Source organism: Streptomyces gamaensis (assembly GCF_042656465.1).
GTDB lineage: Bacteria > Actinomycetota > Actinomycetes > Streptomycetales > Streptomycetaceae > Streptomyces > Streptomyces gamaensis.
This window is the reverse complement of the sequence record NZ_JBHSPB010000011.1, coordinates 47,955-73,157: the sequence shown is the minus strand read 5'-3', so window position 1 is coordinate 73,157 and position 25,203 is coordinate 47,955. Positions and strand designations below refer to the sequence as shown.

22 protein-coding genes are annotated in these 25,203 nt (G+C 71.6%); 14 read left to right on the top strand and 8 right to left on the bottom strand.

Going from position 1 to position 25,203, the window contains the following annotated elements; genetic code table 11:
* Window positions 1-55: 55 nt before the first annotated feature.
* From ACFP1Z_RS19065 to ACFP1Z_RS19050, 4 genes are all read right to left on the bottom strand, one after another.
* Window positions 56-1,420 (bottom strand): choice-of-anchor A family protein, encoded by a 1,365-nt coding sequence (locus ACFP1Z_RS19065; protein WP_390317653.1) that lies wholly within the window; start codon window positions 1,418-1,420, stop codon window positions 56-58.
* 269 nt (window positions 1,421-1,689) lie between these two features.
* Window positions 1,690-2,703: a hypothetical protein gene (locus ACFP1Z_RS19060; protein ID WP_390317652.1), complete on the bottom strand. Its 1,014-nt coding sequence runs from the start codon at window positions 2,701-2,703 to the stop codon at window positions 1,690-1,692.
* Window positions 2,704-2,865: 162 nt separating this feature from the next.
* On the bottom strand, window positions 2,866-3,651 hold the full coding sequence (locus ACFP1Z_RS19055) for a peptidoglycan-binding domain-containing protein (protein WP_390317651.1): 786 nt from the start codon (window positions 3,649-3,651) through the stop codon (window positions 2,866-2,868).
* A gap of 5 nt (window positions 3,652-3,656) precedes the next feature.
* Window positions 3,657-4,400, bottom strand: a complete 744-nt coding sequence (locus ACFP1Z_RS19050) for a LuxR C-terminal-related transcriptional regulator (RefSeq protein WP_390317650.1) — start codon at window positions 4,398-4,400, stop codon at window positions 3,657-3,659.
* Window positions 4,401-4,880: 480 nt separating this feature from the next.
* Between ACFP1Z_RS19050 and ACFP1Z_RS19045 the strand changes: the two genes are divergently transcribed.
* Window positions 4,881-7,937 carry an alpha/beta hydrolase gene (locus ACFP1Z_RS19045; RefSeq protein ID WP_390317649.1) on the top strand — a complete coding sequence of 1,019 codons (3,057 nt, stop codon included), beginning with the start codon at window positions 4,881-4,883 and terminating at the stop codon, window positions 7,935-7,937.
* A 138-nt stretch (window positions 7,938-8,075) separates the two neighbouring features.
* Here the strand turns inward: ACFP1Z_RS19045 and ACFP1Z_RS19040 are convergent, their stop codons facing one another.
* Entirely contained in the window at window positions 8,076-8,915 is an 840-nt protein-coding gene (locus ACFP1Z_RS19040) for a helix-turn-helix domain-containing protein (RefSeq protein ID WP_390317648.1), read from the bottom strand.
* 256 nt (window positions 8,916-9,171) lie between these two features.
* Here ACFP1Z_RS19040 and ACFP1Z_RS19035 point away from each other — a divergent pair, with 256 nt between their 5' ends.
* Window positions 9,172-9,357, top strand: a complete 186-nt coding sequence (locus tag ACFP1Z_RS19035) for a hypothetical protein (protein ID WP_390317647.1) — start codon at window positions 9,172-9,174, stop codon at window positions 9,355-9,357.
* Window positions 9,354-9,725: a hypothetical protein gene (locus ACFP1Z_RS19030; protein WP_390317646.1), complete on the top strand. Its 372-nt coding sequence runs from the start codon at window positions 9,354-9,356 to the stop codon at window positions 9,723-9,725. The genes ACFP1Z_RS19035 and ACFP1Z_RS19030 overlap by 4 nt, the downstream gene beginning before the upstream one ends.
* On the opposite strand, the gene ACFP1Z_RS19025 is transcribed toward ACFP1Z_RS19030, so the two are convergent.
* Window positions 9,676-11,145, bottom strand: a complete 1,470-nt coding sequence (locus ACFP1Z_RS19025) for a transcriptional regulator (protein WP_390317645.1) — start codon at window positions 11,143-11,145, stop codon at window positions 9,676-9,678. The genes ACFP1Z_RS19030 and ACFP1Z_RS19025 overlap by 50 nt on opposite strands.
* 286 nt (window positions 11,146-11,431) lie before the next feature.
* On the opposite strand from ACFP1Z_RS19025, the gene ACFP1Z_RS19020 reads away from it, so the two are divergent.
* The 4 genes from ACFP1Z_RS19020 to ACFP1Z_RS19005 all read left to right on the top strand — a co-directional run bounded on the left by ACFP1Z_RS19020 (window position 11,432) and on the right by ACFP1Z_RS19005 (window position 15,028).
* Complete coding sequence (locus tag ACFP1Z_RS19020) at window positions 11,432-12,664, top strand: hypothetical protein (protein WP_390317644.1); 1,233 nt, start codon at window positions 11,432-11,434, stop codon at window positions 12,662-12,664.
* Window positions 12,665-12,781: 117 nt separating this feature from the next.
* Complete coding sequence (locus ACFP1Z_RS19015; RefSeq protein WP_390317643.1) at window positions 12,782-14,107, top strand: UDP-glucose dehydrogenase family protein; 1,326 nt, start codon at window positions 12,782-12,784, stop codon at window positions 14,105-14,107.
* Window positions 14,108-14,158: 51 nt separating this feature from the next.
* Entirely contained in the window at window positions 14,159-14,575 is a 417-nt protein-coding gene (locus tag ACFP1Z_RS19010; protein ID WP_390317642.1) for a MazG-like family protein, read from the top strand.
* Between the two features lie 18 nt (window positions 14,576-14,593).
* Entirely contained in the window at window positions 14,594-15,028 is a 435-nt protein-coding gene (locus ACFP1Z_RS19005; protein WP_390317641.1) for an NUDIX domain-containing protein, read from the top strand.
* A gap of 99 nt (window positions 15,029-15,127) precedes the next feature.
* Here ACFP1Z_RS19005 and ACFP1Z_RS19000 read toward each other — a convergent pair whose 3' ends face one another.
* Together ACFP1Z_RS19000 and ACFP1Z_RS18995 are read right to left on the bottom strand one after the other, a co-directional pair.
* The gene (locus ACFP1Z_RS19000) at window positions 15,128-15,757 is read right to left on the bottom strand and encodes a phosphotransferase (RefSeq protein WP_390317640.1); all 630 of its coding nucleotides are present in this window, start codon (window positions 15,755-15,757) and stop codon (window positions 15,128-15,130) included.
* Window positions 15,758-16,031: 274 nt separating this feature from the next.
* Window positions 16,032-17,612 (bottom strand): FAD-dependent monooxygenase, encoded by a 1,581-nt coding sequence (locus ACFP1Z_RS18995; protein WP_390317639.1) that lies wholly within the window; start codon window positions 17,610-17,612, stop codon window positions 16,032-16,034.
* A 219-nt stretch (window positions 17,613-17,831) separates the two neighbouring features.
* Between ACFP1Z_RS18995 and ACFP1Z_RS18990 the strand changes: the two genes are divergently transcribed.
* Genes ACFP1Z_RS18990 through ACFP1Z_RS18960 form a run of 7 tightly spaced genes read left to right on the top strand, consistent with a single transcriptional unit; the run spans window position 17,832 to window position 25,197 of the window.
* Window positions 17,832-20,654, top strand: a complete 2,823-nt coding sequence (locus ACFP1Z_RS18990; RefSeq protein WP_390317638.1) for a sensor histidine kinase — start codon at window positions 17,832-17,834, stop codon at window positions 20,652-20,654.
* Window positions 20,655-20,659: 5 nt separating this feature from the next.
* A complete protein-coding gene (locus ACFP1Z_RS18985; RefSeq protein ID WP_390317637.1) occupies window positions 20,660-21,172 on the top strand; it encodes a roadblock/LC7 domain-containing protein in 513 nt (170 codons plus the stop codon).
* Entirely contained in the window at window positions 21,153-21,512 is a 360-nt protein-coding gene (locus ACFP1Z_RS18980) for a DUF742 domain-containing protein (protein WP_390317636.1), read from the top strand. Before ACFP1Z_RS18985 ends, ACFP1Z_RS18980 begins: the two co-directional genes overlap by 20 nt.
* 37 nt (window positions 21,513-21,549) lie before the next feature.
* Window positions 21,550-22,203 carry a GTP-binding protein gene (locus ACFP1Z_RS18975; RefSeq protein ID WP_390317635.1) on the top strand — a complete coding sequence of 218 codons (654 nt, stop codon included), beginning with the start codon at window positions 21,550-21,552 and terminating at the stop codon, window positions 22,201-22,203.
* A complete protein-coding gene (locus ACFP1Z_RS18970) occupies window positions 22,200-22,637 on the top strand; it encodes a roadblock/LC7 domain-containing protein (RefSeq protein ID WP_390317634.1) in 438 nt (145 codons plus the stop codon). Before ACFP1Z_RS18975 ends, ACFP1Z_RS18970 begins: the two co-directional genes overlap by 4 nt.
* A gap of 41 nt (window positions 22,638-22,678) precedes the next feature.
* Entirely contained in the window at window positions 22,679-24,520 is a 1,842-nt protein-coding gene (locus tag ACFP1Z_RS18965) for a sensor histidine kinase (RefSeq protein WP_390317633.1), read from the top strand.
* Window positions 24,517-25,197 carry a response regulator gene (locus ACFP1Z_RS18960; RefSeq protein ID WP_390317632.1) on the top strand — a complete coding sequence of 227 codons (681 nt, stop codon included), beginning with the start codon at window positions 24,517-24,519 and terminating at the stop codon, window positions 25,195-25,197. The genes ACFP1Z_RS18965 and ACFP1Z_RS18960 overlap by 4 nt, the downstream gene beginning before the upstream one ends.
* Window positions 25,198-25,203 lie beyond the last annotated feature (6 nt).

Sequence of the window (25,203 nt, the reverse complement as noted above, 5' to 3'; positions counted from 1 at the left end):
TGTGGTAGTTGGGTGGGTGCGCCCGCGCCCGTACGAGCCGCCGGTACGCAGCGGATCAGTGACGGCGGGACGCGCGCCGGCGCAGGGCCGCCACGCTCACGCAGGCGGCGCCGATCGCGGTGACCGCGAGGGCGACCGGTACGAGCGCGGTGCTCTGCCCGCCGCCGGTGGAGGCGAGTTCGCCCTCCACGCGGTCGCCGCCGGCGGCGTGTGCAGGGGAGCCGGACGGGGTCCTCCCGGAGGGCGCCTCGGAGGGCTTGTTCCCCGAGGGCGCGGCCGAGGAGGTGGACGAGGAGCCGGAGGGCGCCTGGGGCTTCCCGCTCTGTCCGGACCCGGAAGCAGGCGCCGACGGGGCCGGCTTGCCGGGTGTCTCGGGCTGCTCCGGAGCGGGCGCGGCCGAACCGCCGCCCCCGCCGCCGGGCAGGCAGCCGGAGAAGGGCATCTGGTGCGTCTCCGCGCCGGGCACGGACGTCAACTCCTTGGCGATGACAGCGCCGTTGACGTGGCCGGGCCCCGTCGGACGGCTGCCGCTGCCGCCCTTGTCGCCCTTCTCGCCGAGCTTGACGGCCGCGTCGGGGGCGAGGATCGTGCCGGGCCAGGACGCCTCGTTCTTCTTCAGGGACGTGGCCTGCGGGAAGTTCCACAGCAGCTTGGAGCGGACCTCCTTGAACTTCGCCGAGCCGGCCCCGTAGTCGTCGAGGACGAACTTCTGCGTCTGCGGGTCCCAGATCTCCACGCCGTACAGGGAGGCCGCGCCCATGTCGTAGGCGCTGCCGAGCACGTTGACCAGGGTCGTGGAGCCGGAGGGCACCTTGAGGGAGATGCGGGAGGCCTTCTGCAGGTCGGCGGCCTGGACGGTGAAGACGTTGAGCTGCTCGTCCTTGCCGGTCAGCAGCACGGCCTTGCCGCCCTCGGGCCGGGTCAACGTGCCGTTGGCCTGCTGGGCGGCCCAGTTCTTGGAGGAGGCGCGCAGCGCGGTGAACTCCTTGCGGAAGTCGACCGGCGAGGGCCCCTTCGCGTGCGGGCCGTCGACCGCGAAGCCGCCGGGGCGGCTGGCGTCCTTCAGCTCGCCGTAGACACCGGCGCCCTGGGATATCACGACCTGATTGGCGGTCAGCTTCCCGTCGACGACGAGGGACTTGCCGCCGGGCAGGGCCGCCAGGTCCTTGCCGGAGAGCTTGCTGCCGACGGAGAAGCCCTGGCCGCTGCCGCTGTCGCCGAGCCGGGCGTCGCCGCCGACGGCCACCGCGCCCTCGGTGTCGGCGTAGCGGGTGGCGTCGCCCTCCACGAACTCGGCGTACTTTCCCGCCTCGCCGAGGGAGTTGCCGCCGCACCCCGGTGCCGCTGCCGCCGGGGTGACGGGTACCAGGGCGAGTGAGGCGACGGTACCGGCGGTGGCGAGGACGGCGGACGTACGCATACGGCAACTCCCGGTCGAGCAGGGCGAGTAGGGGTGTGGGGTGGTGACGGGAATGACCTTTCACCACCCTTGATCACGGCGTCAATCCTCCCGATTCCACCAAATTGGACATTAGGCTTTTAAATTCCTTAAGCGGACCTTAGGGAGTGAGGTACCTCACTCGGTGGGCTGCCGGCGGATCGACCGATGGGCGACCGCGGATCATCCTTCGGCGACCCGGCCGTCCGTCCGGGCCCGGTCAACGCGGACCCGGCAGCACTGACCGGTCGTCAGCGCGGCCCCGGCAGCCGCAGACCCGCGTCGTGGCCCATCCAGCTCCACGGGCCGCGCCGCGCCTCGTCCCCGCGGACGGGCGTGAGGTGGACCACCACCTCAGGGCCACTCCGCTTCACCCCGGCCACGCGGAAGAACGCGCGGTCGGGCACGACCGCTTCGCCCTCGCCGGTGCTCGACTCGTTCAGGGCCGTCTGCAGCCGGCGGCCGGGCGGGCTGTCGAACACGTAGAGCACCTTCACCTCGGTGGCGCCTCCATGGCCCGCGCGGTGGGTGAAGAAGTCCCTGGCCTTCGCCTCCTTCGAGGAGACCGAGGTGGGGGCCTGCGTGCGCAGCACGTCCCCCTGCCGGTGGCCGAAGCCGGAGAGGACTTCGGCGCGGTAGAAGGTCCCGGGCAGCTGCGACGCCGCCTTGAACTCGGCGCGGAAGTAGTTGGCGGCCTCCTCCTTGGGCATGCCCAGGATCTGCGCGAAGACCGGCATCATGGCCTGTACGTCGGCGTCGCGCCCCTGCCCTTCGAGGGTCTTGCGCAGTTCCCGCACGATGTCCTTCGCCGTGGGGACGTGCGGCAGCTCCTGTTCCGGGGCGCGGTTGCACAGCCGGAACAGCCGGGCGACATGGGCGCAGCCCACCTCGGTCCCGTAGAACCAGGCGGGCGCCTGCTCCAGCACACGCCGGGCGTGCTCCTGTTGCCGCTCCTTCCAGGCGGCCAGGCGCCGCTGGTCCGCGGCGCGCAGCTCCTCCTGCTCGCGCATCGCGTGGTCGAGGAGCTGACGCGCAAGATCCTTGCGGCCCTCGCCGGTGATCCCGTACGCGGCGCAGAAGCCGGCCAGTTTGGCTCCGGGCGTGTTCCCGGAGAAGACTCCGCCGCCACCCTTCTTGAGGTAGTCGCGGACCTTCGCGTCGACGTCGCGCGCCTTGCTGAGCGCCTTGGCCGGGCTCTGCTTTCCGCTGTAGGTCAGTTGCACGCCGGAGTCGGCGATGTTTCTCTTGTACGTGAAGCTGTACACCTGTCACCTAGCGCTGTTCCGTGGGGAGTTGGGGCAGGGGACGCCCCAGTTGATCTCACCCTCGCATGTGCGCCCACGGTGCCGGTTCGGCTTTTCGGCCGACTACCAATGCCGACTACGAATGTTGACAGGGCGACGGTGCCGGTGACAGTGCCGCGTCCGTTATCCGTCCAGGCCGAACGCCGCCCGGGTGTGCGGCCCGTAGATGCCGGACGGGTCGCCCCTCAGGTCGCGGTCGCTCTGCAGCTGCGCGACGCCGCGCCGGGTACGGTCGTCGTAGACGCCGGTGACCTCGACGTAGGTGAACCCCTGCCCGAACAGCCGCCGTTGCAGCGCGCTCACCTGTGCGCCGCGGTCGCCGGGGCGCAGGGTGCCATCGCCCGGCGGCGGGGAGGTGCGGGAGGAGGACTGCGAGGACTGTCCCGTGCCGGGCGAGGACTCTCCGGAGGACGTACGGCCGTCGCCTGCGCCGCTTCCGGGCGTCCGCTGCCGCGCCGCCTGGTCGCTCCCGGGGGACGAACCGCCGGGGGGCGCGCTCCCCGACTCCGATGCGGATCCGTGCGGATGGGTGCCGTCGGACGCGGACGGGCTGCCTTGGGACGACGGCGAGCCGCCGGACGGGGATGCCGTCCCGTCCGTCCCGTCCGTGCCGTCCGTACTGCCGGGCGACTCCGACTCCTGCCCCGGGAGCGCGTCGGGCGCCCCGGCACCGCGTCCGGCGGCTCCGGCCCGGGCTCCGGTGCCCTCGCCGCCGACGAGGTAGAAGACGGCCCCGGCGACGGCCGCGACGCCCACCGCGCTCAGCGGTACGCGCCAGCGGGCCGCGCGGGAACCACGGCGCCGGCTGGAGAGCCGGCGCACGTCCAGGACCACGGTCTCACCGTGCGCGGGCGGTTCCTCGGCGGGAAGGGGCTGCGACTCCTCGCGGGATGCCGGCCTGTCTGTCATCCAACTCACCGCCTCATGTCGGGATATGTACCCTCTCGGCGGTACAGGCTACCCGGACCGGACGGCTCGTCCGTCAGCCCGGTCTCGTTCGCGACGAGCGCGGCCTGCGTACGGTGCTTCAGGCCGAGCCGGGCCAGCAGCCGGGACACGGTCGCCTTGACGCTGCTGTGCGACAGTCGCAGCTCGTGCGCGATGCGCGCGTTGTCCAGCCCGTGGCCGAGCAGCCGCAGCACCTCCCGCTCCGTCGGGCCGAGGAGCGCCGCGCGCCGGTGGGCCACGGTGAACTGCGGTTGCGGGCGGGGCGGTTGGCGGGTGAGCGCGCCGACGAGCCGGGGGGCGGCGAAGGCGCAGCCGTCGGCGAGTACGTGCCCGAGGACGGCGTCCAGCAGTGCGGCGTCCAGCGTCCTGGTGACGAACCCGCACGCGCCGGCGTCCAGCGCGTCGGCCAGCCCCTCGCGGCAGCCTTCCTCGGCGACCAGGACGACCTTGGGCCGGCGGTCCGCCGGCAGTCCGCGCAGTTCCGCCCGCCGGGCCAGCGCGAGCTCCATGACGACGAGTCCGGGCCGGGTCTCCCGCAGCAGCCGCCCCGCCTCCGTGTCTCCCGCCGCCTCACCGACCACGGTGTACCGGCCGAGTCCTTCCAGAACGGTACGCAGGCCGGTACGGAATCCCGGGTCGCCGTCGGCGAGGAGGACGGTGGCCGGGGCCTTGCGTGCGGGGGTGTTCAGGGGGTCCGGGGTGGGCTCCATGGACACACAGGGTGGCGTACGCGTGCTCAATGGGGGCGTAACGGGACCTTAAGGAACCTTAAGCGCCCAGGAGTTCGGCGGATTCCCATCTTTCGGTCGCCGGGATTGTCTTTTGGGTGACACGGCCCGGGTGTGCGGGGGTGATTGGGTGTGGCGTGTCCGTTCTGGTGGCTGTCGGCCACTTCCCGACACGTGTGCTGATGAAAGGGGCTTTTTGTTGTGACTATGGCCAGTCCGGAACGGAAGCCGGTTCCGGGGAGATCCGGGAACGGGAGCGCCTTCTCGCAGCAGCGGAACCAGGCAGGCTCCACCTCCTGTCACAACGGTATCCCCGCCCCGCCACCACCGGGATTCCGTCCGGAGTTCCTGCCGCCGTGGCCCCCGGCCGGCGCCGTGCTGCCCAGTGCCCCGCCCGCGGAGCCCGGCTCCGTAGTGCCCAGTGCCCCGCCCCTGGAGTCCGCCGACGTCAGGGTGAGCCGCGTGGCGGAGCGGCCTGCGCGGCGGTTCAACACGACGGACCCGCTCGCTCCCGACCCGGCGGGGGACGACTGGGAGCCGCCGACACCGGCGTATGCCCTGGTGGACAACTTCAAGAAGGATTCCGACCATTATCGCCAGGAGTGCAAGAAGGGCGTGCTGGTCGAGGGGGTACATCAGCGTAATGCCGTTCTGGTGAACGGCGTCATGTCCGCCAACAAGGACTGTTCACTCCTGGCCTACGATTCGCAGTTCAAGGAGGGGCGGGGGCGCGCGGCGGTGGCCGTGGGCAACATGGAGACCGCCGAATATGTGGCGGTCCTGGTGCCGGGCATGGGAAGTTCACTGGAATCGCTGGCCGAGCTGGTCGGCCACGCGCGGAATCTGCGTGAGGAATGCCTGCGGATCGAGCCGGATGCCAAGGTGGCCGTCGTGGCCTGGGTCGGCTACAAGGCTCCGCAGGGCTTTCTGCAGGCCGCCTTCGAGAAACCGGCCGGAAAGGGCAGTGAACGCCTCCACGAGGATCTCGACACATGGCGTAAGTACTGGCGCAAGAGCGACGCCCGCATCCGTCATGACTTGAAGCCGTACCCTTTGCTGACCGTCAGCGGGCTGAGCTACGGAAGCGTGGTGGCCGGCCACGCGGCCGCGGGCGCCGGTACCGACACCACGGGCAGGCACCACATCAACAATCTCGTCCTCGCCGGCAGCCCCGGCAGCGGTGTCCGCGCCAAGCACCTCCACGTCGACAAGATCTTCACCACCGCCACGGGCACCGACCTCATCAGCAAGCTCGGTATGTTCAGCCAGGCCCCGACGCACAAGAACTACGCGAGCGGCAGCGACGTCACCCGCATGCGGGCCGACTACCAGTGGCGCCCGGAAGCCGGATTGTGGGGCAACCTCAGGAATGCGCACACGAGTTACTACAAGGACGGTACCGAGTCCCTGACCAATATCGCCCGCGTCGTCGTCAACAGACCTGAGGAAGTGTCCCAGGACAGAAAAGACACGGGTGTGCTGGGAGCCCACCGCATCCCGAACCTCGTCAGTGACCGGCCGGCGAAATCCCGAAAGAAGCGGGCAGCGGCCGACACCCCGGCGAGTGAAGAGGACGCGCTGACCGGCCTGTCCGCCAAGGGCGCTGCCGCGGTGCAGAACTTCTTCGCCAAACTGACGCAGGGCGCGGAGTCCCTGGAGCAGCGCGAGACCATCCGCAAGAACTACCTCGACGACACCGCCCGGAAGATCATCAAGGAGGTGAGCGGGGACCGGTCCGCGAAGACCGTGCCGCTGGACGGGGAGTGGACGGCCAAGGTCAGCCTCCCCGTGACGGCCGAGACCCTGGCGATGAACCACGGCGCGACCGAACTCGTGTGGAAGGTGACCACCCGGGAACTGGCGCTCGGCGAGCCGCACCGGAAGAACCCCGAGGTCTGGAAGCGGAGCAGGGTCGACCTCACTCCGCCGCGTGGCCTTCCCCAGTCGATCGTCGACGCGCTCAAGGGCTCCCGGGTCCGCGACGGGATCGCCGCACGGCTGAAGGCCGACGCCGAACAGGCCCTCGACGCAAAGGACTTCAAGAAGAACTTCAAGGAGTTCGCCGGCCCCCGGCTGCGGGGTACAGCAGCCCGTATCTTCGCGACCACACGCGACACCAAAACGCGCATGTTCACCTATGCGTGGCTCACCGGGCGGTTCACGAAAGAGATCCCGTGCAAGGAGACCCTGGTCGAGTTCAACGGCAAGGTGGTTCCCGGGCTGGTCGCCATCGGCCTCATCGACGAGCACCTGCTGATCTCGCTGGAGACCGGTGAGCACCACTTCTGGAAGTGGACCGACTCGGGCAGCTCGTACGAGCCCTTCATCCGCAAGCACCTGTCCCGCTTCGAGAGCGACGCGGCCAAGCCGATCGACTTCGAGCCCGCGAAGACCAGGGTCGGGCAGAAGATCGGGCGACTGAAGATGGTGTCGAGCGACGACACCCCCACCGCGCTGTGGCGGGCGGCCCGGGACCGGGTCCTGTCGGACCTCGACGGCCTGGTCTACACCTCGGCCGAGCACGAGAGCGAGGTCCACAACCGGACCATGCGCGACCTCATGATCGCGCTGGCCCTGGTGACGCTGCCGATCACGATCGGCGCGGGCGGAGGCATCGGATCGGCGGTGGCGCTCGGCGCCGGCGTGGGGTTCGGCCTGGCCGAGGCGCACTACGAGGAGCAGATCGCACAGAACACCGATCGCGGCGACGTCTACCGGCAGGCCATGGCGGACGCCGCGCTGGGCCGGTTCCTCTCCGTGGCGGGAGCCGCCGTCGACGCGGCCTTCATCATGAAGTCCCTCAAGGCCATCAAGCCCAAGCTGGCCCGCCTGCGCGCCAAACCCCGCAAGGGCCCCGCCAAGACCAATTCCGCCCCCGCCCCCGCCCAGCACAACCCGCCGAGGGTCCGCACCGAGCCCCGGCGCCCGAAGGTGGAGCCGAGTCGGCTGACGCCTGACGACCTGGCCCCGGAAACCGATGCGTTGGTCGATGCCGCCAACATCCCGGCGGCGGCGCAGCGGGCACGGGCGCAGGCGAAGGCGAAGGGCCTGTCCGACTTCGATGCCGATGTCGTGGAATCGACCGTGACCGAGCGGCTCAAGCAGATCGCCGACGCCGTCAAGAGCCCGAAAGCCAAGTGCTACGACATCCTCAAACCGGTCAAGGAGCACCTGGAATCGAAGGGTTTCACCAACTTCAAGTACCGGGGCATGGGCATCTGGCAGAGGGGGGACAAGGTCCCGACGACCAACCACTTCGCCGTGGTCGCCGACCGCGGCGGGAAGACGTACGTCGCCGACTTCTCGGCCCACCAGTTCCCCAACATCACCACCCCGATCCTCAGGCCGGAGGCCGAGTGGGCCCGAATCTGGCAGGAAAGCTCCAAGATGAGGCTGATCAAGTACAAGGACTTCAGCAAGATTCCGGAGGCGCAGCACCAGTTCGGCACCCTGACGCCTGGGCCGTTCGACTACATCGACGATGCGACTGTGCTCACGGCGCCCAGCTGGTTCGGGTGAACCTTCGGTTCGGGTGACTCCGTTGTCCCGGGCGCGGGCCCAGCCCCGCGCCCGGGACAACGGCGCCGTCGTTGCCGCTGTACGAGGACTTGAACCACATTGGTTCCAGGAGTATGTCCAGGGCACCTGGGTGACGCTTCATGGCGCCTTCAGCTCCTGCGCCAGTCGTTGCAGGAAGCCTTTCGTTTCGCCCGGCGGGAGTGCGCCTGCCCGCAGGGCATCAAACACGCGGTTGAACAACCTGAGATGACCGTACCCGTCGCTCATGCCCGCTCCACCAGCTTCGTCCACCTGAACGATGGAAGGCAGTGGCTTGCCGTAGTCAATCAGAGAGAAGTTGCTGCTCGACCGGTAAGTGGCGATGGCCATCGGCAGGATTTGTACGGTCACGTTGTCGAGCTTCGCAAGCCGGATGATCTCGTCGTACTGCTCAAGCATCAGTTCCTTGCTTCCCACGACTCGGCGCAATGCGGCCTCACACATGACAACGGTCATCTCCAGTGGACCGTCATCGCGTGTGAGTGCTCTCTTCCACTGCATGCGCAGCTCGGTCGTGCCCTGCACCAGTTCGGCGGTGGTTTGCAGCACCGGCTTCGCCCCCTGCATCAGCTCCCGGGCATAGCGTTCGGTCTGCAACAGGCCGTAGACAACGCTGGGTTGCCATACTCGGACCGATCGAGCCCGTCGCTCCAGTCCGGCGAAGATGGACGTGCCCGAGGGCATGGTGAGCCGGGGCTGCCGCCACCAACCACGGTTGAGGGACTCGCGGTGGATCTCGGCCAGGTACTCGACGTCCTCCTCATCGGTCACGCCGTACCGCCCCAGGAGATCCTTCAGGTCCGAGACCTTCGGCAAGGTCGTGAGTGCGCTCTCCACTCGGTCCAGCTTGCTGGCGGAGAACGTCAACCCGTCAACGGCCCCCTCCAGGGTGAATCCGCTCTTCTCACGCAGGAGTTTGAGTTCCCAGCCGAGCTGCATGCGCCGAAGTGTGGTCCCTGTTGGTGCTGCCACGAGTGCCCCTCCTGAAGCCCCGAGCCTGCCGTGTCGCGGTACGAGTCAAGATTGTGGCACCACCGGCCCACCTCGCGCAGCCGAGAGCCCGGTTCCTCGAATATGCCATTTGACGTGGGGTTTTCAGGAGCCCTTGCACGGCCCGGGCAAGCGCCGGATTCTGATCGCACAGGCGGGCCACAGTCACCCCCGCCGCCATCCCTCCCTCCGCAGGAGCACACCCATGCCCGTATTCCCCGGCACCGCCATGCCCCCGCTCGCCGTGCGCCGCCGTACCGAACCGCTGCCGGCGCCCTCGCACGAGGCCGGGCACGAACACCCGCACCCCCAGCGGGACATGGAGCTCTACTGGGACCTCACGGCGTCGATGCCGCTGCCGGACCAGGGCCCCGAGGAAGCGGACCGGTGACCGATCCCATCGACACCTACGAGGTGGTCCCGGCCGACGGCCCGGACCGCCTCGTCCCACTCGACATCGCCACCATCAAGGCCACCATCGCCGAGGCGACAGCCCTCACCTACCCCGCATCGCTCGCGAGCACGGCCCTCACCCTGTACGGCCACCTCGGCGTCCTGCTGGCGGCTGCCGCCGAGCAGCATCCCGACCTCATCGCCTCGGTCGGCAGACGGCTGACCCACGGCATCCCGGACGCCACCAAACACCCGGAACGCACCCGGCAATGGGTCGAGGAGTCCGCCCGCACCGCCGCGCAGCTCCTCGCACTCGTCACCGCCGACGAGGCAACGGAACTGCGGCACGCGGCTGCCCGGCAGTGAGCAGCTGTTCCCGGAGGTCTCGTACGGCCGACACCGACTCGTGGGGTCGGGCTTCGCGCGCGAGGTCGAGGAAGCGGCGGCGGACGCGGGCGGATTCGACGTGCGAGCCGACGCGGATGGCGCGCAAACCGGTGGCGCAGGCGGCTTCGAGGTCGTCGACGACCAGGAGGGCGCGGGCGGGCGCGATGGCGTCGAAGGCGCTGGAGCGGGCGCGGGCGCAGTCGCGTTCGGCGGCGGCGGTGCTCAACAGTTCCAGGGCGCTGGTGGCGTGCTGGGGTTGGCCACTGGTGCGGGAGAGGAAGAGCAGGACTTCGCCGAGGGTGGAGCTGAGTTCGGCGTGGTCGAGGTAGGCGATGTAGTCGGGCCGGTCCTCGACGGAGTGCTCGTGGAAGATTTCCTGGGCGTGGCGGACGCTGCGCAGGGCCTCTGGGGCCTCGCCCTGCAGGGCTGCGAAGCGGGCGGCCAGGGCGTGGAGGCCGGCGCGCAGGACGGGGTGGGCGTCATTGCGGGTGCCGTACAACGCGAGGGCGATGCAGTCGGAGGCGAGGTCGGGTCGGCCGAGGTAGCCCCAGATCCGGGCGAGGCACTGCAGCAGGTGGGCGGTGAGGTTACGGTCTCCGCTCTCGCGTGCGGCGTGGACGGCCATGGTGAGATAGCGGATGGCTGCGGGCCACTGGGCGACGTCGTGGGACATCCAGCCGACGCAGCCGGCGAGGTCGGCGAGCTCGCGGAAGAGGAGCCGGCCGGTGGCGTCGGTGTAGTGGCCGTCGCGGACGAGGCCGGTGGCCCAGGCCAGTTGGCCGGTGGCGGAGTGCAGGGTGCTGCCGCCGCCGTGGCGGTTGTCCAGCAGGCGGAATGTGCGGGTGTAGTCGGCAATCCGCGCAGCGTCTCCGGCGCCGAGCCGGGACCCGCCCCGATCGGCGCCGGGGAGGGTGTGGGAAGGGGCATAGGCCCATGTGTCCAGCGCAGGCAGGAGCCGTTCGGGCTCGTACGGGATCGCCGGACGCGCCTGCTGCCCGGCGTGTGGACCGGGCTCAGGGCTGGGCTGGGTGCTGTTGAGGAGCTCGGCAGAGGTCATGTGGCCGAGGTCGGCGAGGAGTTCGGCGGGGCCGCGGAAGCGGGTGAGGTCGTCGGGGTCCGCTTCGGCCAGCCCGAGGTCGGCTGCCGTCAGCCGACGGCCGATCTTCGCGGAGAAGACGGCAGCCAGCAGTTCGGGCACGGGCGGGCGCGGCGTCTCGCCGCCCAGCCAACGCCGTACCCGCGAACCATCGGGACGCACCTGCGGGTAGCCGGCGCGCTGTGCTTCCCGGGTGACGGCGGTGGCCAGCCCCTTCTTGGTGAAGTCGGCGATGCGGAACCAGTAGGCGAACGCGCTCTCGCCCGGCTGTGGCTCGTGCTGGGGAACGGCACCGGACGGCATGGCGGCCTCCGCAGGAATGTCTGCGCTGGAACCCTCACCGGCGACAGTAGGGCACCGCAACCCGGCCCGGTAGCGCCCCCGGTGATCCGCTCCCTTTCGCTCCCCCTTCTCCGCCCGCCTGCCGCCAGCCGAAAGCGCCACGCCCACGCCTCCTGCCTCCGCCCATCCGGCCTCGCCCACACTCCAGCATCAGCAAGGCGCGCAGGCCCACCGGGTGCAGCGGGCAGCGCGACCACCGACAGCCCGCCCCGGCTGTGAACGGTCGTGGGCAGCAGGGGAGGACCCCGTGGACATCCCGTACATCGTCGTGGATCAGCTCACCCCGCAGCAGCTGCGAACGTGGAAGACCTACTTCGGCGACGCCGACCGGCCCCGGTACATCGAAGAAGGCATCTGGCGCCGTACCCAGGAGAAGGCCACCGCAGGCCCCTCCGGCTGGAGCGGTGAGAGCGACGCCCGCCGCCGGGTGATCCACTACCGCTACCGGTACGGTCTGGTGCCGACCGCCGCCGCACCCGCGATCGGGCTGAGGGACCTGTACCTCTACCAGTCGGTGTCCGCACCCGCGGCCGAGATCGCGGACCACGAAGCCGTCGTCCAGGCCGCGTTCGCGACCGGCGGCTGGAAGCAGCAGCCCGGCGAGGCCGTTTGGGCGCGCCGCGACCTGCGGTGCCGGATCACCGCGTACCTCGTGCATCCCCAGGACGCGGCCGCGCGCCGCACGCTGCCCGTGGGCTACCGGAGCCTGGACGTGCGCATCACCTCCGCCGACTATGCGCCGCCGCCCGCCGTGCGGCAGCTTCCATGGGACGTCCTCGCCTCCGGCATCCGCGTCAAGGACCAGCCTGGCACGCCGACTTTGGTCCCCGACCTGGGGGGGCTGGCCGATTTCCTGCCGTTCCAGGTGGAGATCGGGTGCGGCACCAGCGTGGAGGCCGGCATCCCGCCGCTGCACCGGCTGCACGAGATCTACCGGGTCACCGACCGGCAGGGCGACGAGCCGCGCGAGCACCGCTTCACCCTCTCCCCGGCCGACGACCCGCTGCTGCCCGAGATCATCGAGCAGCCGGAGGAGAAGGCGGAGCAACTCGTTGAGATGTTCAAGGCATGCTTCCTGGCCGAGCCGACTCCCGCGATACAAGCCCTGAAGGAACTGCAGGACGCCGGGCACCTGGTCGGTCCGGTCATCACGCACAACTTCGATGTCCTCGCCGCGAGGGCCGGGCTGGGGGAGTGCTTCATGCGCCGCTACGACCAGGCCGTACCGGACGTCGAGTGGGCCGACGGCGCGAAGGCCCTTCTGGTCGTCGGGCTGCACGCCGACCGCCGCAAGGTCCAGGCCCGCGCCCGGAAGCGCGGCATGCAGGTCGTCTTCCTCGACCCCGAGGGCTTCCGACACGACAACCGGTTCCTTCCCTACCCGCTGGAAGGCCCGCAGGACAGCGACCTGGTGTGCCGCAAGAGCGCCGGGGAGGGACTCCCGGAGCTCGTCAACCTCCTTACGGAGAGCACCAACTGACCTACCTGCACCAAGCCGGTCCCGGCCGCTCGGGAGCGCTAGCGTGGCGCCCTTCGAACCGGCCCGGGCCGCCAGGCGGGCCAGACACGAGACCAAGGGGAAAGGAGCGCCGGCACCATGCGCGTATCCGTCATCGGCTGCGGCCACCTGGGCATCCCGCACGCCGCCGCGATGGCCGAGATCGGCCACGAGGTCCTCGGCGTGGACCTCGACCACACCAAGATCGACCGCCTCAACGCCGGCCAGTGCCCGATCTACGAGGACGGGCTGCCCGAGCTGCTGGCCACCCACACCTCATCCGGCCGCCTGCGCTTCACCACCGACATCACCGAGGCCGCCGCCTTCGCCGACGTTCACTTCCTCGCCGTCGGCACGCCCATCGACGCCGACGGCCGCAGCTACGACACCGGCCAGGTCTTCGGCGCCGCCCGCGCCCTGGCCCCGCAACTGCGGCGGCCCTGCGTCATCATCGGCAAATCCACCGTCACCGTCGGCACCACCCGCACCCTCGCCGCCCTCGTCGCCCGCCTCGCCCCCGCAGGAAGCGACGTCGAGGTCGTCTGGAACCCCGAGTTCCTGCGCGAGGGCCACGCCATCGACGACACGCTCCGACCCGACCGCATCGTCGCCGGTGTTCCTTCTCCGCACGCCGAGGACGTCGTCCGCAAGGTCTACGCACCGCTGCTGGAGAACAAGGTGCCCCTGTACGTCACGGACCCCGCCACCGCCGAGCTGATCAAGGGCGCCGCCAACGCCTACCTCGGCATGAAGATCTCCTTCATCAACGGCGTGGCCGACATGTGCGCCGCCGCCGGCGCGGACATCACCCAGCTCACGGAAGCCATCGGCCTCGACCCGCGCATCGGCCGCGGCGGCCTGAACTCCGGCCCCGGCTACGGCGGCGGATGCCTGCCCAAGGACATCCGTGCCTTCACCGCCTCCGCCGAAGCCCTCGGCGCCCTGGACGCCGCAGCGCTCCTGCACGCCGCCGAGCACGTCAACGAATCCCGCCCCGCCGCCGCCCTCCGCCTCGTCGAGCAGACCCTCGGCCGACCCGTCACGGGGGCAAAGGTCACCGTGTGGGGCGCCTCGTTCAAGGCCGGCACCGACGACGTCCGCGAATCCCCGGCCCTGGCCATCGCCACCCTCATGCAGCAGCACGACGCCGTGGTCACCGTCCACGACCCCCACGCGGTGCCCACCGCACTCGCCCGCTACCCCCAACTCGACTACGACCAGGACCTGGAGACCTCCGTCAAGGACGCCGAACTGATCGTGCTGGCCACCGAATGGAAGCACTTCCGCGACGCCGACCCCCGTCGTCTGGCCGCCTTCGTCGCCCAGCCCGTCATGGTCGACCTGCGCAACATCATCGACGCCGACACCTGGCGCGCCGCCGGCTGGACCGTACGCCAGCTCGGCCGGCCCGCCACCCACCCCTAGTTCCGCCGGCCCCGCCGTTGGGGGCCGGACCACATGAACGGGAGAACCGTCATGGACAACCTGTGGGACAACATCACCAAGCTCTCCGCCGTCTGCCGCAAGGCCGGTGAGCACCTGCCCGAAGCCGAGCTGACCAGCCTCCAGGTCGGCAAGGTCGCCGAGGAAGCCGGTGAGGCCATGCACGCCCTCCACGGTCTGAAGGGCCTGACCACCTGCGGCGACGACCACGGCTGGACGGAGGTCCAGAACGACCTCGTCGGCGCGGTCATCGCCGCCCTGCTCGCCATGCACTACATCGCCCCGACGGCGCCCGCACGGCCTTCGACGAGATCTTCCACCGGCGTACCCGCCGCGGTCGCGAAGCCGCAGCCGCCTGACCCGCAGCCCCCCGACCGGCGGCCGTATTCACGGACACGGCCGTCGGACCGTGTCATCGTCCCGTCCTCGACCACGCCGAAGGGACGATGACACCGGAAAGGGGAAAAGATGACCGACACCCAGCCCCCGGCACAGGCCGTCGCCCCCCGCACCGGGGTCTCCGCACTGATCACCAACCGGCGGGGCGAGTACCTGCTCCACCTCCGCGACGACATCCCCGGCATCTGCTGGCCCGGCTACTGGGCCCCCGTCGGAGGCCGACCCGACCCTGGCGAGTCACTCGATGCGGCCATCGCCCGCGAACTCCGGGAAGAGACCGGACTGACCGTCCCGCTCACGGCCTTCACCACAGTCGACCAGAAGAATCTCGAACACCCCGGCAAGGGCCCCATCGCCATCTACACCGGCCAGTGGGACGGTGACGCCCGCTCGCTTCCGCTCACCGAGGGCATCATGCTGCACTTCTTTCCCACGGCCGTGATGCCCCGCCTTCGCCTGCCTCCGTGGTGCAGGGAGGCCATTGAGCTCCACCAGAGCCAATAGAGCCTGTGGGGAGGGCCTGCGGCCGCCGTCGGCGAGGAGCCGCTCACCCTCGCGTCACGGCATCCTCCACTTGTCGGGGGTTACGGCACCACCAACCGATCAAGGACGACACCAGCCAGCCGGACCGCGCTCACCGGCGGCCGACCGCTGCTCGGCCCATGCGGCCAGCAGCCTCTCGCGCTCGGCGAGCGCCCGCTCCACCACGCGATCGAAGGCGTCACTCCCGGCGGCAGCCTTCCGGCGGTAGCCGTCGATCCGGGCGGCCGCCTTGTCCGACGACGTGACGGTCACCGGCACGGTATGTGGTGCGGGCGGCATGGCGGTGGCCAGCTCGGCGTGCAACTCGGCCAGCAGGCCCCCCACCGAGGCCGCCTGTACCAAGCTCCACGAGCGGGCGGGCAGCATTTCGCCCGGCGCCCAGCGGGTGAGCGCGTACGGGCGACCATCGACGACGGCGAGGGTGTCCCCCCGGGGCGTCGGCAATGGGGCTGGGACCGGCAGGCCGGCTGCGGCCAGAGCCTTCGTCGCGGCGTGCTGGCGCCGGGCGGCGTCCGGGCCGACGTCCAGGACCTCCTTCAGCATGTACCGAGCCCCGCCAGCGGTGCGGACGTCCCAGTTGCGGTTCATCAGACCCTCGGGGATCGGCCGTACCACCTCCGGAGTGGGCAGGCCGAACGCAGCCAGCACCCGCGTGCACAGCTGCAGATCCGCTTCCGCCGCGCTCTCCATGCGCGTTCTCCTCACCGGCCCCGCTGCTCCCTGGAGTGCCCGAGGGTAGCGAGCGCACCTGAGATCTGTTCCGACTGCCCCCGTCAACCAGGCGTCTTCCTCCGCAGTCTTCCGCAACACCCGCCCGGCCGCTGGCCGTTGCCTCACAGCCCGGGATCACTCGGCCACCACAACCGTGCTGCCCTCCTCTGCTGGCGCGTAGTCCTGGACGACCGCGGAGTCCTGATCAAGGCCCAGGAATCCGAGGAGGCACCGCCGGAAACCTGAGCCGGTTTCACACGGGCACCGTCCCGGTGATCGTGGCGAGGGCCTGCCGAAGGGCGGTTTCGGTCGGTGGGTTGTTGTGCCAGCGGGCGGCGATGTGGCCGTCGGGGCGGATCAGCAGTGCCCCTCGGGAGCCGAGGCCGCAGCGGTCGGTGTGCTCGCCGGGGAGGAGTTCGACGTGCAACGGCCATCGTGAGGCGGTGTGTTGCGTCCAGTACGCAGGATCCGGAGTCAGCAGCGTGAACCACTCGCCCACGGCATCGAGCGTGGAGCGTTCCCGTGTGAGCCAGAGGTGCGGCATGCGGTGGCCCGGGCGGGCGGTGGGGACGTAGTCCGTGCTCGTGTCGGACGGCTCGGGCGGTGGGGGGCTGTCGTCGGGGAGGACGGCGCCGGAGTCGTAGGCGACGCCTAGCACGAGGCCGAGTTGGGCGAAGAACCGCTCGGACCAGGGCAGTTCGATGTGGTCCGAGGGTACCCCGCCGGCCCGCAGGTGCTCGCGGCGCCGCTGCTGCACCTGGAGGAGGAGCCGGGTGTTGGCGACCGCTTGGCGGAGGGTGCGGTGGGCGACGGGCTGTCGTTCCGGCTCGTAGGTGTCCAGCAGGGGCGGTCCGGCCCACCCGTGGAGGACGCCCGCCAGTTTCCAGCACAGGTTGTGCGCGTCGGCGACGCCGGCGTTCATGCCCAGGCCGCCGATGATGGGGAGCCCGTGCGCGGCGTCGCCGGCCAGCAGGATCCGGCCGTGGCGGAAACGTTCGGCGACGAACGCGTTCATCACCCAGTGCTCCACCCGCAGCACGCGGGCCCGTACCGTACCGCTGGGGTCGAGCGCTCGTGAGAGGAGGTCGGTCCAGTCGGCGGGGCCGCCGTCCTCGGGTGTGGGGACGAACCAGGCCCAGCCGCCTTCGGGGTAGAGCGGGCCGAACAGGCCGTGCGCGGTGAAGTAGACCCCGGCGGGATACCGGTCGCACCAGCGGCCCAGGTCGGCGTCGAACACGACGGTGGTGAAGCGTCCCATCGCCCCGGGGCCCGTGGTACCGATGCCCAGCAGGTTCCGGACGGTGGAGTTCGCGCCGTCGGCGGCGAGTACGTATCGGGCGCGTACGCGCGTCTCGTCGCCGCTGCGGCGGTCGACGAGCGTGGCGACGACGCTGTCGGTCTCCTCGGCCAGGACGGTGAGCTCGGTGCCGAAGCGTACGGGTGCGTCCGTTGCCGCCGTCGCCGCGAGCAGGACGGGTTCCAGCCGGTCCTGCGAGGTGACCAGGCCGGTTTCGGGACTCTCGGGGACCGGAGCATTGACGCCGGCCATCGCCGCCGTGGCGAAGTCGTGGCCGCACAGGGCGTCGCGGAAGCGGATGCGGCCGTACCTCGGCGCGAACGCGCGGGCCCTGATCCCGGTGGCGAGCCCGAGCTGGTGGAAGATCTCCATCGAGCGCACGTTGACCAGCCGGGAGCGTGGGAACGGGGACAGCTCACCGTGTTTCTCGACGAGCAGTGTCCGTACGCCCCAGCGGTCCAGCAGGGCCCGGGCGGTGAGGCCGACCGGCCCGCCACCGACGATCAGGACCGCGGCTTCGGCGTCCGCCAGGGGCATGTCGGGCTCCTCCCGCTCACCGCTCATCGCTGACCGCTCATCACTGACCGCTCACCTCGGATCTGCCGAATGTTCCGCACGGCAGCGGGCCGCAACCTCCGTACACGGGGCCGAGTCAACTTTCGGCGGCACAGAATCCCCCTTTGGCCGGACAAAAGGTCTACACCAGACAGCTAACCTGCAACCGCCCGATTCCCCGCCCGGAAGTCAAGGTCTCCCGTGAACCGAGCCGGCCCCCGCCCGCCGCTGCCGTGGCGCAAGCGCGTTCTCGCCGACCTTCGCGTGCCGACCCGCATGCTGGTCGTCGTCCTCGTCCCCCTGCTGGCCGCGCTGGGCTTCTCCGGGCTGCGGGTGAAGGACGCCTGGGACCGGGCCGAGCAGTACCGGGGCACGGAGCTCATCGCGAAGGCGAGCCGTACGGGCACCTCGCTCATCGCGGCGCTCGCGAACGAGCGGGATCTGGCGGTCGACCCACGGGCGCGCGGGGACGCCGCCGGCTCCGACGCCAAGGGGCGGGCCGCCACGGACGCGAAGGCCCGTCAATTCCTCAAGGAACTCGGCGCGTTGCCGGGCGACGCCGACATGGAGCGGCAGCGCAAGGTCACCGCCACCGGCATCGACACGCTCACGAAGCTGCGCGCGCTCGCCGACGCGGGCGGCGCGCCCGCCGAGGTGGAGCACGGCTACGGCGGCGTCATCGTCTCCATCGCCAGCCTCTACAACCAGGTCGGCGGCCTCGGCGAGGACGCCCGGGGCGCGGGCTGGACCCTGTACACGATCGCCCTGAACAACGCCATGGTCACCAGCCAGCGCGCGGTGCTCGCCAGTGCCGAGCGCTCCGGCACGCTCAACCCGGGGCAGCAGGGCAACATCCTCTCCTCGCAGCTCGTCCGTGACATCACGGGCATGGAGTTCGGCCTGTACGCCAAGCCGGCGGAGGCCGCGGCCTTCCAGCGGGTCAACGGCGAGTCCTCCGCGCGGGACCTCACCGTCGCGATCCAGGCGCTCGGTACCGCGACCGGCCGGGTCGACCTCAAGAAGATGCTGCCCGGCACCTGGTACGCGGATCTGACGCGGACCAGCGAGGCGCTGACGCGGCTTCAGAAGGACGTGGAGAGCCGGGTCCTGGCCGGTGCGCTGCACCAGAAGGACATGGCCCACGAGCAGATGATCACCGACGCGGTGCTGGCCGCCCTGGTGCTGCTGCTCGCCACGGCGCTCGTCGTGGCGACCTCCCGGCACCTGGTACGGGGCCTTGGCTGGCTGCGCCGTTCGGCGACCGAAGTCGCCGACGTGCATCTGCCCGAGGTCACGCGCCGCTTGTCGCGCGGCGGCGCCGAGCTGCCGGCCGTACTGGAGGGCAAGGTCCTCGACCCCCGCACCAACGACGAGGTCGGGGATGTCGCCCGCGCCTTCGACCGCGTCTACCTGGAGGCCGTCCGGCTGGCCCGGGAACAGGCCGAGCTGCGCGCCGAGGTCAACCGGCTCTTCCAGAACCTCTCGCGGCGCAACCAGAGCCTCGTGCAGCGGCAGTTGGCGGTCATCACCGAGCTGGAGGGACGCGAGCAGTCCCCCGACGGGCTGTCCCACCTGTTCCAGCTCGACCACCTGGCCACGCAGATCCGCCGCAACAGCGAGAACCTCCTCGTCCTGGCCGGTGCGGAGATCACCGCGGAACGGCGCGAGACGACCGGGCTGCTGACGCTGCTGCGCACGGCGGCCTCGGAGATCGAGGAGTACCAGCGCGTCACCTGCCAGGCCGTCCCGCACACGGGAGTCGTCGGCTACGCGGCGGACGACCTCGTGCACCTCGTCGCCGAACTCCTCGACAACGCCGCGTCGTTCTCCAGCCCGGACACCTGGGTGATCGTCAGCGGACAGCTGATGCCGGACGAGCGGCTGCTGCTGGAGATCCGGGACACGGGGATCGGTATGAGCTCCGAGCAGCTCGCCGAGGCCAACGCGGTGCTGCAGCGCCGTACCAGTGGCCGGGACGGCCTCGGGGAGGGGGAGGCGATGGGTCTGCACGTCGTCAGCGCCCTGGCGCGCAAGCACGGCGTGGACGTACGGCTGTCCGCGAACGCGCCGTCCGGGGTCGTGGCCACGGTGATCCTGCCGAAGTCGATCCTCGGGGAGCCGCAGTCGACCACGGACGGGCGTGCACCACTGCCCCGGCAGCGGGCCGTTCCGGGCGGCGTCCCGGCGACCCCGCGAGCCGGGGTCACGGACGGCCCCCTGATGCCACCTGCGCCCGCGGCCGACCAACAGGACGCTCCCGGTGGTCCGTTTGTCCCGCCGGTGCCGCCTGCGGATGCCACCGGCCGACCGGCCGGACCGGGCGCCCCCGCTGGTCCGTTCGTCCCGCACCCGCGCCCGGGTGGTACGGCTGGTCCGGCCGGACCCGCTGGTACGTTCGTCCCGCACCCACGACCGGGTGGTACGGGCGGGGCGTCGCTGCCGCCCGCGCCCGCTCCCGGCGGACAGGCCGGCCCATCCGGCACTCCGCAGGCGCCGCCCCCACCGCCGCCCGGCCAACAGGCCGGACCTGACGGCCCGTTCGGGTCGCCGCCGCAGCAGTCCGCTACCGGCGGACCGGCCGGGCCGGGCTCTCGCCGGCAGGCCGCTGCCGGTAGCCCGGAGATTCCGCCGCAGGACGGTCCGGGCGGCCGACAGGTACCCCCGGTGCCCGGATCCGGCCAACAGGCCGGCCCTGGTGGCCCGTTCGCGGCGCAGCCGCAGACGCACCCGCAGCAGAACGCCCCCGGCGGGCAGGCCGCCCCCGGTACCCCGGGCCCGCCGCCGCACGGCGCACCGCACGGCGCACCGCACAACCGTCCCGCGTCCGACGCCCCGGCGCCCGGTGAGCCCGCCACCCGGTCCGGGCTGCCCATCCGGCAGCGCCGGCCCCGTGCCGGGAGCATCGACAACGGCGGCGGTACGGGGCAGGGTTCCGCCCCCCGGCCCGACCCCGACGAGATCCGCCGCCGTATGACCGGGCTGACCGACGGCATCGCCAACGCCCGCCCGGAGAAGGAGGAGTAGCCGTCATGCGGCCTTCGCAAGCCATTCAGCCTTCCCACGAACCGCAACAGTCCCCGCACACCCCCGGCGCGGCGGCGCCGCAGTCCCCCTCCCGCCCCGGCACCGACCGGGTCCGGGACTTCCACTGGGTGCTGCACCGGTTCCGCAACGACCTGCCCGGTGTCTTCGACGTGGCCGTGGTCTCCTCCGACGGTGTGCTCCTGGCCCGCGCGGCCGGGCCCGAGGCGCCCGCCCCCGAGCTGCTCTCCCCCATCGCGAGCGGCCTCGCGGCGCTCGGGCACGCGGCGGCGGACCTGCACGCCTCGGGCGAAGTGCAGCGCACCGTCCTGGAGATGCAGCACGGCATCCTCGTCGTGGTGGGGATCTCCGACGGCTCGTTGCTGGCCGTGGCGGCCGACGCGGGCACCGACCGCTCCGTGCTCGGCTACCAGATGACCCGGCTCGTGCGCCGGGTGGGCCATGTCCTGACGGCCGAACTGCGCTCGACGCTGAGGGACCATGCCGCGCCGGCCGGCTGAGGCGTCGGGGCCCGCGCCGCTGGCCCCGCGCCCGTACGCCCTGACCGCCGGACGGACGGTGAGCAGCCTCGACCTGCCGCTGGAGGCCCTGGTGCGCACCGCGCGCCGGCTGCCGCCGGGGGCGGGCCAGCCGGAGCACGAGCGGATCCTGCGGTTGTGCGTGCAGCCGACGTCCGTGGCGGAGGTGTCGGCGCGGGTGGGCGTGCCCGTGGGCGTGGCGCGCGTACTGATCGCCGACCTGTCCCGGACGGGGCTGCTCTCGATCGTCGAACCCGCCGGTGACGAACAGCCGAGTACCGAGCTGATGGAAAGGGTCCTCAGTGGACTTCGCAAGATCTGAGCACGCGCTCGCGCGGCCCTCTTCCGCCAAGATAGTCGTGGCCGGGGGTCCCGGCTGCGGCAAGACCACGCTGATCGGCAGCGTCTCGGAGATCGAGCCGCTGCGGACCGAGGCCGTCGTGACCACGGCCCCGGTGGCCGCCACGGTCCCAGCCACCACAGTCCCAGCCCCCGCCGACCCCGCTGCCTCCGCCGCCCCCGCCGCGCCCGCTGCCGGCGGTCCGGACGGCGCCCGGACGACCACCATGGTCATGGACTTCGGCCGGGTCACCCTGGCCGGCTCCCTGGTGCTGCACCTGTTCGGCATGCCGGGCCAGGACCGCTTCCGGTTCCTGTGGGGCGACGTGGCGCGCGGCTCGACGGGCGCCGTCGTCCTCGTGGACGGACGGCGCCCGGACGGCTCCCGCGCGGCGGCGGACTGGTTCGCGGAGTACGGCATCCCGTACGTCATCGCGGTCAACCAGGCCGACGGTCAGGGCGAGTTGGACGCGCAGGAGGTCCGTACGGCCCTCGGTGCCGGTCCGCGCGTGCCCGTCGTGCACACCGACGCCCGTCGGCGCGAGGACGTACGACGCACCCTGATCCGCGCGGTCGAGCACGCGCTGGAACGAAGCCTCCCCGACGCCTCACCGGCAACCGCCCGCCCTCTCCCCCTCCCCCGCCCCCTTCGACACCGGAGAAACGCGCCATGAAGCAGTCAGCCGACGACCGCTCCCTGGAGGTCCGTACCGTCGTCCAGGAGCACACCGCGGCGACCCCGGGCATCGAACGGACCGTGCTGCTGTCCACCGGCGGTCTCGTCCTGTGCGCCGACGCAGCGACCGACCGGGCGAAGGCGGACGCCGAACGGCTGGCGGCCCTCTCGTCGAGCCTGATGTCGCTGACGAAAGCGGCCGCCCACGCGTACGGCGGCGGCTGGGTGGGCGCGACGGTCATCACCATGCGCCGCCACCACTTGTGCATGGCGCCCGTCGACGACCGCACCGCTCTGGTCGTGCTCGCCGGATCGGACACCGACACCGGTCAAGTGATGTACGCCGCCGCCGTCATGGCCCAGGAGATCTCCGCGCTGCTCGACCACGAGACCCGCGAGCACCTGGGCCGGTTCTTCCTCCAGCCCGGCTGAGACCGGCCGCACGTACGTACCGACGACGGGGACCGACGATCATGAACTGGCTGCGCCGCAGACGGCTCGGCACGACGATGGCCCTGGTGCTGGCCCTGCCGGTCGCCCTCGCCGTCGCGCTCGCGGTGCTCCAGCTGCGTGACGCCCGCGCGGCGCACGCCGCCCAAGTCACCGACAGCGAACGCGCGGTGCTGGGTGTCGCCGCCGCGGCCCTCGCGCGTGACCTGCGCAACGAGCGGGACGCCCTGGCGCTGGCCGGCGGCAAGGTGACCGACGATGTGAACAAGCGGCGGGCAGCCACGGACACCGCGCTCAACGCGTACCGCGAAGCCGCCGCCCGCAGCGCGGCCGACCGCCCGCTCGCGGACCGGCTCGCGCGGGCCGGTGCGGCGGTCGAGCGGCTGCCGCAGGTGCGCGGGAGCGACATGGGCAAGCGGGCGGGGCTGCTGCCCGCGACGGACGCCTACACGTCCGTCGTCGCGGCGCTCGACGCGCTGCTGCCCGACGGGGGTCCCGGGGCCGGCCGGGCCGCGCAGGCGATCTCGGCCGGGGCGAGCGCGCTGTCCGCCCAGCGTTCGCTTCTCAACTCCCCTCTCGGGCAGGGCACTTTGACAGCCGATGAGAAGACATTCCTCGCCGAGCAGGAGGGGGTGCGCCGCTTCATGGCCGAGGAACTCGGCCGGTCCGATCCCGGCTCCGCCGTCGACGACTCCTGTCTGTCGGGGCCGCTGACGCAGGCCCTGGGCGGCAAGCGGCCGCCCGCCGCGGACTGGGTGACGTGCAGTTCGCGGGTCCTGGACCGGATGCACGAGGTCCAGTCCACGCTTCTGGAACGGGACCTGACGGACCGTACGCGGGCGGAGGACGCCACCCGGCAGTCGATGGTCAACCGGTCCGTCGCGGCCGCCGCCGCCCTGCTGGTCTCGGCCGTCCTCGCGGCCCTGGCCGTCCGCAGGCTCGTCCGGCGGCTGCACCGGCTGCGGCGGTCCGCGCTCAAGGCCCAGAACGAACTCCCGCTCCTCACCCAGCGGATGGCCCGCGCGCACGACCCGGCGCGGGTCACGCTGGACGTGACACCCGTCGGACCGGCATACGGCGACGAGGTCGGCGAGGTGGCGCGGGCCTTCGACGCCGTCGTACGGGAAGCGGTGCGGCAGACCTCGCAGCAGGCGGTACTGCGGGCCGCCGTGCACACCAAGCTCGCGTCCCTCTCCCGGCGCCGTCACGTACTGGTCGGTCTGCAACTGGAGTTGCTGTCGTCGTTGCAGATGGCCGAGCAGAACCCGGCCGTCCTGGAGGCGCTGTTCCGGCTGGACCACCTGGCCACGCAGATGCGCCGGCACGACGAGACGGTCCTGGCGCTCGCGGGCGAGGACCCGGCCCGCAGCCACCGCGAGGACGCCCCCCTCGTGGACGTGCTGCGCGCGGCGGCCGCCGAGGTGGAGGACTACACCCGGGTCGCCGTCGAACCGGCCTATCAGGCCGTGTACGTGCGGGCCCACGCCGTGCACGGCGTGACGCACATGATGGCCGAGCTCATCGAGAACGCGCTGCGGTTCTCGCCCTGGGACCGCTCCGTCCGCGTGGCCGTCGAGTACGCCCAGGACGGCGGCGCGGTCGTGCGCGTCATGGACCAGGGCGAGGGCATTCCGGCCGACCGGCTCGACGCGCTCAACGTGGCCCTGCAGAGCGAACTGCCCGTCGACTGGGTGCAGTCGGACCGTACGGGCCTGTACGTCGTCAACTGTCTGGCCTCGCTGCACGGCGCCCGTGTCTGTCTGGACTCGACGGAGCGGGGCACCACGGTGGTGGTCTCGCTGCCGGCGGAGCTCGTGGTGACCGAACCTTTCACTGAACAACCCTTCATGGAGCAGGCGCTGTGACCGTACGCGTTCTTGTCGCCGACGCCCAGGCCATCGCACGCTCGGGGCTGCGGATGATGGTCCGCGCGTCGGACGACTTCGTGGTGGCGGGCGAGGCCGCCGACGGGGCGGAGGCCATCATGCAGGCCCGGCTGTGGGAACCCGACATCGTCCTGATGGACCTGCGGATGCCGGGTGGACTCGACGGCATCCGCACCCTGCGGGTGCTGCGGGATCTCCCGTCCCCGCCAAGGGTGTTGGTCATCGGTACGACCGCCGACGAGGAGCAGGTCCTCGAAGCGCTCGACGCCGGGGCGAGCGGCTTCCTCCTCAAGGACCTCCAGTGCGAGGAGCTGCTGTCCGCCCTGCGCGTCGTCGCCTCCGGCGGGCAGGTCTTCGCCCCGGCGGTCCTGGGCCGACTCCTGCGCCTCGCCGCGCACCGGCCCCCGGACCGCATCACCGCCGCCGGTTCCCGGCTCGCTTCCCTCACCGGGAGCGAACGGGACGTGCTGCGGCTCATCGGCGCGGGCATGACCAACGACGAGATCGCCCGCGAACTGCACCTGGCCGCCACGAGCGTGAAGACGTACGTCTCCCGCACCCTGGCCAAACTCGGCCTGAGCAACCGGACGCAGGCGGCGGTGCTGGCCTACCGTGCGGGGCTGATCGGGGGTGAGGGGGAGGAGGGGGCGGGCTGATCGGAG